Here is an 8,554-nt window from a genome sequence, read left to right on the forward strand (position 1 = left end):
ATCATGGTTTATAATGCCTGTTTTAATAATATATCCATTTATTTCAGTTGAATGGTTACCATATCGATATTCTAAAATCTCATTAATAATATTTTCTTCATTTCGCTTTTTACTCTATGTGTATAATATGGAAGCTTCACCTTTAATTAGTATTTTAATGCCGGTTTATAACGGCATTCCTCAGATGGAGATCTCTATAAAATCATTATTATGGCAAACATATACAAACTGGGAATGTATCATAATTAATGATGGTTCTACAGATGAGACCAAGCAATATTTAGAAAAAATAGAAGACTCTCGTTTTAAAGTTTTTCATTTAAAACAAAATAAAGGCCGAGGATATGCCCGCCAAGAAGCACTAATAAAAGCTACAGGTAAATATATAGCATACCTCGATGCAGATGATTGGTATGATCCAAATAAATTATACAAGCAAGTGTCTTTTTTAGAAGCTCATAAAAATGTTTCTTTGGTCTCATGCGGAATACTTTCATATGGTATAAAATGTGGAATAACTAGAGTTAGAGGCAAAGGAGATAATTCAATCCAGCTATTTTCTATTGATAATTGTTCTATCATGTGTGCAGCTTCGATGATCCGGCGCGAAGCTACTGAAGGTATTAATTATAATATAACTTTAAATTCTGGAGAAGATATAGATTTCTTTTCTAGATGCTTAAAAGGAAGAAAATATTCAGCATTAAATGAAGTCTTATATTATTATTCTGAATTTGATTCAATGTCACTTAGGAAAATGCAAAAAAGTAGTAAGGATATTTTTTTGCGAGAGAAAAACATTAAAAATCTATTCAGATTAATATACTATTATTCTGTTGCACCCCTCATTGGCATAAATGCCGTTGTATCTATGAGAGGAGAAGAAACAACTATAAAAGAGAGGATGAAATATGAACAGCTGATGGGAGAATTGTATTGACAATAAAAGCTATGAACCTATGAACAGACAGACACCTTTCTCTTTCAATAATAAAGTTGGGAAATATTTATTATCCATTATTCAGCATTACAATCATAAGAAATATTGGAAAAGAAGAAGTATTGTTGTTGATCCCAATAACAATACACCTTTCCTTCTAAAGTTGTATTATCTATATTATATAAAGAAAACAGATGCCTATCATAATTGCTCGTTCGGGACTAATCTGAATGCTGGCACGATTTTTGATTCCCCTCCCAACTTGCCCCATGGTCCAAATGGTATAATTGTTGGGCATGATTTGCATATTGGAAGTAACTGTACAATATATCAGCAAGTAACTATTGCTCATGGGGGGGATTGGCGATAATGTTATGTTAGGAGCAGGTAGCAAGGTCTTAGCAGGTATAAATATAGGGAATAATGTAAAAGTTGGTGCCAATTGTGTTGTTGTAGAAGATATTCCTGATAATGCGACTGTAGTCTTACCCAAACCAAGAACGATTTTAACACATAATACACATTATGAGTAAGAAAAAATTTTGTATTATAACGACCATTCCAGGTTCTTTAAAATTCTTCAAAGGACAGTTGAATTATATCAGTAATACATTTGATGTGGTAGCAATCTCTTCCGAGAAAGAAAAATTAATTGAGTTTGGAAAAAAGAGGATATAGCTATTCACTATATACCAATGAAAAGAAACATTTCTTTATTGGATGATTGTAAAAGCCTATTTCAATTTATCAACTATTTTAAGAGGGAATGTCCAGATATAGTTCATGGGAATACTCCAAAAGGTGCTTTCTTATCAATGTTAGCAGCTAAACTGACTGGGATTTCAATAAGAATCTACATGTGTCATGGACTGCGTTATCAAGGCTCACAAGGGGGAATGAAGGTATTATTAAAATTGATGGAAAAACTTACATGTTTATGTGCTACAAGGATATTATGTGTTAGTGCAGGTGTAAAAAAAACTCTTATTAAAGACAGTATTTGTAAGCAACATAAATTGAATGTGGTATTTAATGGTAGTGCTAACGGTATTGATACATCATACTATAACCGTGAAAAACTCCCAGACTTAAATATATGGAAAACGAAACTTGGTATAAATGACAACGACTTCGTGTATTGTTATGCGGGACGCATTGTGAAGGACAAGGGAATCAATGAATTAGTCAATGCATTTGATAGATTACAACAGATATTACAAGAAAAAATTCATCTTATTATTGTTGGACGTCTAGAGAATAATTTAAATCCAATTTCAAAAGAAACAGAAGAAAAAATTAAAAATAATACCCATATTCATATGGTAGGACTCAAATCTGATGTTCGTTCCTTTATGGCCATCTCAAACGTTCTCGTATTACCTTCTTATCGTGAAGGTTTCGGTCAGGTTTTGGTAGAAGCATGTTCTTTAGGAGTTCCTTGCATTACCACTGACATTACTGGATGTAATGAAATCATTCAAGATGGAATTAATGGTAAGATAATTCCTCCTCGTGATGAAAATGCTCTTTATAAAATGATGAAATGGTTTTATGATTATCGAGATGATAAAGTTAAGATAATGGCAAGCAATGCTCGGCCAACAATTGTAAAACGTTACGAACAATATAAAGTGTGGAATGCCTTATTAAGCGAATACCAATCCTTATTCTCATAGTAAGTTCATGTATATTCATTTTCTAAAGCGGATAATCGATTTTTCCATTGTTTTTTGTGTTCTATTTGTAATTTGGCCTATTCTCTTACTAATAACAATTTGGCTTCATTTTGCCAATAAGGGTACAGGAGCTTTCTTTACACAGGAACGCCCGGGTAAAAACGGAAAAATATTCAAGGTTATCAAATTTAAGACGATGACGGATGAACGGGATGCAGACGGTAACCTGTTGCCCGATGCAGACCGGTTGACAAAAGTAGGGCGATTGGTCCGCTCAACTTCCATTGATGAACTCCCACAATTGATCAATGTCTTGAAAGGGGATATGGCTTTGATAGGCCCGCGTCCGTTGTTACCTCAATATTTGCCTCTGTATAGTAAAGAGCAAGCTCGTAGGCATGAAGTTCGTCCAGGAATAACAGGCTGGGCTCAGGTGAACGGACGTAATGCCATCAGTTGGACGAAGAAATTCGAATTGGATGTGTGGTATGTAGACCATTGCTCTTTCCTCTTGGACGTGAAAATTATTGTCTTGACGATAAAGAAAGTTTTTGCGCGTGAAGGAATCAGTTCTGATACTTCGGCAACAATGGAAAAATTTACAGGAAACAACTAATCTAAGAATCCAAGTTCAACAATATGGATTTTCTTGAAAAATTAAATAATGCCTCAAGAGGTGTTACTCACCTCTTCAGCATGGGACAAGCTGGCTATATAATCAAAAATAAGCAAGGAGAAACACTGGGTATTGACTTATATCTCACCGAATGCGTAGAACCTGTAGAAGGGCATGACGGATACCATCGTCTTTTACCCCAAATAGTAAATGCAAAAGATTTAAAGCTTGATATAATAATTGCCACTCATTTTCATCGTGATCATTTCGATATTGATGCCATGTTTGACTTAATGGCTAATGGGAAAACCCATCTGTTTTGTGCTTGTGATTGTAGAAAAGATGTAAAACAACTTGGAATCGATGAGAGACGGGTAACATATGTAAAGCCCGGCGATCATTATGTTGCCGGCAATTTTGATATCCATTTTATACATAGTGATCACGGAGAAGGCGCCCCCGAAGAAGTTGGCATTCTACTTACGGTCGATGGAAAAAATATTCTGGAAGTAGGAGATACCAGCTTACACTTAGATTGGAAAGAAGAGTATTTGAGTGCTGGTCCTATTGATGTTTTAATAGCCCCTATTAATGGCGCATACGGAAACCTTAATGAGCAAGAAGCTACAGAATTAGCAAAGTGTCTCCAGCCCGGGATTACCATACCTTCACACTTTGGAATGTTCCCTTCTCATGGTGGCAATAGTGGTTTATTCATTGAAAAAATGCGTAATGAAAAACTTCCATATAAGATTTTAACAATGGGAGAAGATTGGAATATAGAATAAGAATAAATGATAACATAAAATTTTGATAAATATGAAAAAGGAATTTGAGGGGAAAAAATTATTGATTTTAGGTGGAAACCCCGAAACAAGTGCATTGGTTCGTGTTGCCAATGAAATGGGAGTGAAGTGTATTGTAGCAAGTGGTCGTCATACGGACGATGCCAAGAAATATGCTTGGAAAGCATCTGACATAGATGGTATGGATGTTCCGGGATTAATCGCTCTTGCACGCGAAGAACAGGTAGATGGAGTACTTGTTGGAGTAGCTGATATTCTGGTTCCTTCTTATTGTAAAGTATGCGAAGCTTGGATCTTCCATGCTATGCGACTCAACGCATTGTCGATGTATTCTCATATAAGGATGTCTTTAAAGCGACCTGCGAAAGTTATGGTATCCATGGTATTCCAGAATATTATCTTGATGCAGAGATGAAGCCATCCGACATTGCTAAGATTAAATACCCGGTAATGGTTAAGCCTGTTGATAACGGCGGGGGAGTAGGTATGACCGTTGTATATAAAGAAGAAGAACTGAAGGAGGCTGTAGATAAGGCACTTGCTGCAAGTCCCAACAAACGTTTTATTGTAGAACGATATATGGAAGGGGTCGAAGATATGGGTATGTATTACACCTTCAAAGATGGTTACTGTTCAGCATCCTGTATTTATGACCGTTACACTACGGATGAGCAAAGAGGCAAAAGCCGTGTGTGCCTTGGTGGTACTTATCCTTCAAAACATATGGATGAATATATGAAGCGTATGCACTTTAATGCAGTGCGTATGTTCAAAGAAATAGGGATCAAAAATGGTATTCTTATGCTTTCCGGTTTCTATGAAAATGGTGAGTTTTATGTATATGACACCGGATTTCGCTTGCAAGGTGAAGCACCGCACCTCCTACTCCAAAAAATATACGGATATGATCAACGTGAGATGCTAATACGTTTTGCTCTTACAGGTAACGAAGGTGAAAGTGTCAATCTGTATAAAGAAGATCCTTACATGAAAGGGAAATGGGCTGCTACAGTATGGTTCTTACTAAGGAAAGGTAGAATAACCAAAGTCGAAGGCTTTGAAGACATAGAAAAAGATTCACGTGTTGTGGCCAACGTTGTTCGTTTAGCAGAAGGTGATGAAGTTCCACAAGAGTGGATTGGCAATGAAAAGCAGGTATTAACACGTCTCTATCTTGTATGTGATACTAAAGAAGAACTGGCTACAGCCATCCAAGAATATCAGGATAAGGTAAAAGTCTATGACGAGGCTGGTAATAACATGCTATTAAAAGGATTTGACGTTAAAAAGGCCTTAAAATTATAAATGGTATGAGCGAGAAAAAATTATTAGGTAAAGTCATCGTTATCTCCGGAGGAACTAAAGGAGTTGGTCGTGCAGCGGCCGAAGAATTTGCACGCCAAGGAGCTAAAGTTGTAATTGGCGGTCGCGACGAAGAATCTGCTCTTAAATCAATCAGATTAATGCGTACCTATGGAACAGATGGTTTATTTGTACATACTGATCTAGAAAATGTAGAAGACTGCAAAAAATTAATGGACGAAGCCTACCACAAATTCGGGAAAATTGACGGTTTTTTCAACTATGCAGGTATAACTCCTGTATCACCCCTAGACACATGCGATGAATACACTTTCGACAAAGTGATGGATATCAATTTCAAATCTTGTTTCTTCTGCTGTCAGCAAGCCATTAAATATATGCGTATGAATGGTGGTGGTTCTATTGTTTTGACTGGTTCGGCCCATGCGTGGGGTGGCGAAAAGGATAGAGCTGCGTATGCTTGTTCCAAAGGAGTTCTTCGTATTTTGATGGAACATATTTCCCATCAGTATTCAAGAGAACATATCCGATGCAATTATCTGACGCTCGGTTGGACACCGACTGAAGGTGAGGTTGCATTAAGAATATCACAAGGAGAAACTGAAACACATCTTCGTGAACGTGCCGGAGCTTATTTGCCAATGGGTAGGATGTGTGAAAAAACGGATTATTTGGATGGGTTAGTCTATATGATGTCCGATGGCTCGAGTATGATGACAGGCAGTACATTTAGAATAACAGCAGGAGAATATATTGGATAATTATATGTCAAATTATTTAGAACGAAGTAAGGTCTATAAGGGTTATCATTATTCTATTTTAAAGCCTGAAATGTTGGAATATCTTCATAGCAGGACTTTAGAAATGATGAAGGTTGTATTACCTATTTTTGATCATTACAAAATACGGTATGCATTAGTTGGTGGTACTTTGTTGGGAGGAGTAACAAGAGGGAAGTTCATACCGTGGGATGATGATTTTGATGTTGCTGTCTTTGAAGAAGATTACGATAAAATGGTAGAGGTTTTGCTGAAGGAATTACCTGATGGAATGATTCTTCAATGTATAATAAGACTGAACCAAAATACTATTTGGATTGGGTGAAGATACGAGATCAATATTCAGAAGTACTTCCGGGAGTTCCATTATATAAGGAAAATGGAGTGTGGATTGATTTATATAAACTTAGAAAAGTTAGAAAAAGTAAAGCTGCGTATATCATTCAGAAAGGGCATCTTGACTATGTGAAGAGGAGGTATAAGCTTGGAGGATTGACTACGGAAGAATATAGCGAACGACTTAAGAAAGGAATGATACGGCAAAAGACTTTTGTTGAGTGGGTTAAATCGCTTTTTTCATTAAAAAAAGGAAACATTTATATCATTTGGTCTGCATCAAAAGTTCTTGTAGAAGAACAATGGGTTTTACCGTTAAAACAATATATGTTGGAAGGTGTTCAGATGACAAGTTTTGGGAGAGCAGAAGAGTATCTTTTGCAACACTATGGAGAAAATTATAAGGAATGGCCTAGGGAAGACTTACGGAGAGTTGGCATAACGAAAGTTTTCTTTAAAAAGAATGCTGATAAATTATAATAAACTTAGATTCATTTATCAGCAGGTTTTTGATTGTTGTTTGTCACAGCAATTGGGATTGTATCTTTTAATCACAGTATAAATTATGAATAAGCGAATTTACCTTTCTCTCGCCCACATGTCCGGTCGTGAGCAAGACTTCATAAAAGAAGCATTCGACACCAACTGGGTTGTCCCTTTAGGCCCCAATGTAAATGCATTTGAAAAAGAGTTGGCGGACTATCTTAAAGAAGACCGGCATGTGGTCGCATTGTCTGCCGGTACAGCCGCACTCCACCTGGGTCTTATCGAATTAGGTGCGCAAACAGGTGACGAAGTCATCTGCCAGTCCTTTACTTTTGCCGCTTCAGCCAATCCGATAGCATACCAGTCAGCGACTCCAGTCTATGTAGATAGTGAACAGGATACCTGGAATATGAGTCCCTTATTTTTGGAAGAAGCGATCAAAGACCGTTTGCGTAAAACAGGAAAACTCCCGAAAGCTATTATCCCGGTTCATTTATACGGAATGCCTGCAAAGATGGATGAAATTATGGCTATTGCTTCTCGGTATGGAATACCCGTTTTGGAAGATGCAGCAGAAGCTTTGGGTTCAGAGTATAGAGGACGGAAATGTGGTACCTTCGGAGAATTTGCCGCTTTATCATTCAATGGAAATAAGATGATTACGACTTCCGGAGGCGGTGCTTTGGTTTGCCGGACGGAAGAACAGGCCAAACGGACTATGTTTTATGCTACCCAAGCCAGGGAAAATGCTCCGCATTACCAACATGAATGTATCGGATATAACTATCGAATGAGTAATATTTGTGCGGGTATCGGTAGGGGACAGATGTTTGTATTGGATGAACATATTGCACGACGCAGGGCAATACACCGGTTGTATACGGAGTTGCTGAAGGATATGCCGGGTATCGAGGTACAACAGAATCCTTCGGAAGATTTCAATTCGAACTTCTGGTTGACTTGTATTTTGGTAGATCCGGAAAAGGCTGGGTTTAATCGTGAGGGTGTCCGGCTACATCTGGCAGATGAAAATATAGAAACACGCCCTTTGTGGAAACCGATGCATTTGCAACCGGTGTTTAAGCAATCACCTTTTTATGGGGATGGGACTTCGGAAAGATTGTTTGATAAAGGGCTTTGTCTGCCTTCTGGTCCGACACTGACGGATGATGATATTTGCAGGGTGGTGGATGAGATAAAGAGTTTAGCAAAATAAGCAATTGGGGGGGTATAGCACGCAAACAACATGATGTATTTTGATTGGTTTTCATGTCGTTTGCGTGCCGGTAAGACACCGTCAGATCCATCTGTACTCCCATTCGGCATCAAAACAAGGACATGCCTTGGGTGCATGTGGGGTGAGGTGGTTATGGCCGGTGATGAGGCTTGCGGGTAGAGTTGGCGGAGGATCGTTAGCAATTCTTCCAGCCGTTCGCGTTGGCGGGGCGTACGGGTATCGGCAGGATGCCCGTCGGGGGTGAGTCCGCCCTCGTAGCAGATACCGATGGAGCAATGGTTCAGGCCTTTTACATGGGCACCCACCTCACCAAGTAGGCGAGGGTGGGTGGTGGTTCCGTCGGTACGGATGTAAA

At 38.2% G+C, this 8,554-nt stretch carries 12 protein-coding genes; all 12 read left to right on the forward strand.

The features are described from left to right. The coding region (locus DXA15_RS23725; protein WP_147349103.1) for a glycosyltransferase family 2 protein at positions 1–940 on the forward strand (940 nt) is incomplete at its 5' end. A 19-nt stretch (positions 941–959) separates the two neighbouring features. Then, positions 960–1,310: a hypothetical protein gene (locus DXA15_RS23730; protein ID WP_233567592.1), complete on the forward strand. Its 351-nt coding sequence runs from the start codon at positions 960–962 to the stop codon at positions 1,308–1,310. 4 nt (positions 1,311–1,314) lie between these two features. After that, the gene (locus DXA15_RS27375) at positions 1,315–1,473 is read left to right on the forward strand and encodes a hypothetical protein (protein ID WP_233567593.1); all 159 of its coding nucleotides are present in this window, start codon (positions 1,315–1,317) and stop codon (positions 1,471–1,473) included. A 162-nt stretch (positions 1,474–1,635) separates the two neighbouring features. After that, on the forward strand, positions 1,636–2,616 hold the full coding sequence (locus DXA15_RS23735; protein ID WP_233567594.1) for a glycosyltransferase family 4 protein: 981 nt from the start codon (positions 1,636–1,638) through the stop codon (positions 2,614–2,616). Between the two features lie 7 nt (positions 2,617–2,623). After that, entirely contained in the window at positions 2,624–3,232 is a 609-nt protein-coding gene (locus DXA15_RS23740) for a sugar transferase (protein ID WP_128135681.1), read from the forward strand. Positions 3,233–3,255: 23 nt separating this feature from the next. Then, positions 3,256–4,020: an MBL fold metallo-hydrolase gene (locus DXA15_RS23745; RefSeq protein WP_128135682.1), complete on the forward strand. Its 765-nt coding sequence runs from the start codon at positions 3,256–3,258 to the stop codon at positions 4,018–4,020. Between the two features lie 31 nt (positions 4,021–4,051). After that, positions 4,052–4,453: a hypothetical protein gene (locus DXA15_RS25365; protein ID WP_158579709.1), complete on the forward strand. Its 402-nt coding sequence runs from the start codon at positions 4,052–4,054 to the stop codon at positions 4,451–4,453. Further along, on the forward strand, positions 4,450–5,343 hold the full coding sequence (locus DXA15_RS23750; protein ID WP_233567595.1) for a hypothetical protein: 894 nt from the start codon (positions 4,450–4,452) through the stop codon (positions 5,341–5,343). Before DXA15_RS25365 ends, DXA15_RS23750 begins: the two co-directional genes overlap by 4 nt. A gap of 5 nt (positions 5,344–5,348) precedes the next feature. Beyond that, complete coding sequence (locus tag DXA15_RS23755; RefSeq protein WP_128135684.1) at positions 5,349–6,122, forward strand: SDR family NAD(P)-dependent oxidoreductase; 774 nt, start codon at positions 5,349–5,351, stop codon at positions 6,120–6,122. A 4-nt stretch (positions 6,123–6,126) separates the two neighbouring features. Beyond that, positions 6,127–6,465 (forward strand): LicD family protein, encoded by a 339-nt coding sequence (locus DXA15_RS23760; protein WP_233567596.1) that lies wholly within the window; start codon positions 6,127–6,129, stop codon positions 6,463–6,465. Further along, complete coding sequence (locus tag DXA15_RS23765) at positions 6,462–6,956, forward strand: hypothetical protein (RefSeq protein WP_128135685.1); 495 nt, start codon at positions 6,462–6,464, stop codon at positions 6,954–6,956. The genes DXA15_RS23760 and DXA15_RS23765 overlap by 4 nt, the downstream gene beginning before the upstream one ends. A gap of 85 nt (positions 6,957–7,041) precedes the next feature. Further along, the gene (locus DXA15_RS23770) at positions 7,042–8,178 is read left to right on the forward strand and encodes a DegT/DnrJ/EryC1/StrS aminotransferase family protein (protein WP_128135686.1); all 1,137 of its coding nucleotides are present in this window, start codon (positions 7,042–7,044) and stop codon (positions 8,176–8,178) included. The last annotated feature ends 376 nt before the right edge of the window (positions 8,179–8,554 follow it).

This window comes from Parabacteroides sp. AM58-2XD (genome assembly GCF_003463685.1).
Taxonomy (GTDB): domain Bacteria; phylum Bacteroidota; class Bacteroidia; order Bacteroidales; family Tannerellaceae; genus Parabacteroides; species Parabacteroides segnis.

Excerpts from the sequence above, each read along its gene's own strand:
- DXA15_RS23730 (WP_233567592.1), top strand. The coding sequence starts at position 960 with ATGAACAGACAGACACCTTTCTCTTTCAATAATAAAGTTGGGAAATAT.
- DXA15_RS27375 (WP_233567593.1), top strand. The coding sequence starts at position 1,315 with ATGTTAGGAGCAGGTAGCAAGGTCTTAGCAGGTATAAATATAGGGAAT.
- DXA15_RS23735 (WP_233567594.1), top strand. The coding sequence starts at position 1,636 with ATGAAAAGAAACATTTCTTTATTGGATGATTGTAAAAGCCTATTTCAA.
- DXA15_RS23740 (WP_128135681.1), top strand. The coding sequence starts at position 2,624 with ATGTATATTCATTTTCTAAAGCGGATAATCGATTTTTCCATTGTTTTT.
- DXA15_RS23745 (WP_128135682.1), top strand. The coding sequence starts at position 3,256 with ATGGATTTTCTTGAAAAATTAAATAATGCCTCAAGAGGTGTTACTCAC.
- DXA15_RS25365 (WP_158579709.1), top strand. The coding sequence starts at position 4,052 with ATGAAAAAGGAATTTGAGGGGAAAAAATTATTGATTTTAGGTGGAAAC.
- DXA15_RS23750 (WP_233567595.1), top strand. The coding sequence starts at position 4,450 with ATGAAGCCATCCGACATTGCTAAGATTAAATACCCGGTAATGGTTAAG.
- DXA15_RS23755 (WP_128135684.1), top strand. The coding sequence starts at position 5,349 with ATGAGCGAGAAAAAATTATTAGGTAAAGTCATCGTTATCTCCGGAGGA.
- DXA15_RS23760 (WP_233567596.1), top strand. The coding sequence starts at position 6,127 with ATGTCAAATTATTTAGAACGAAGTAAGGTCTATAAGGGTTATCATTAT.
- DXA15_RS23770 (WP_128135686.1), top strand. The coding sequence starts at position 7,042 with ATGAATAAGCGAATTTACCTTTCTCTCGCCCACATGTCCGGTCGTGAG.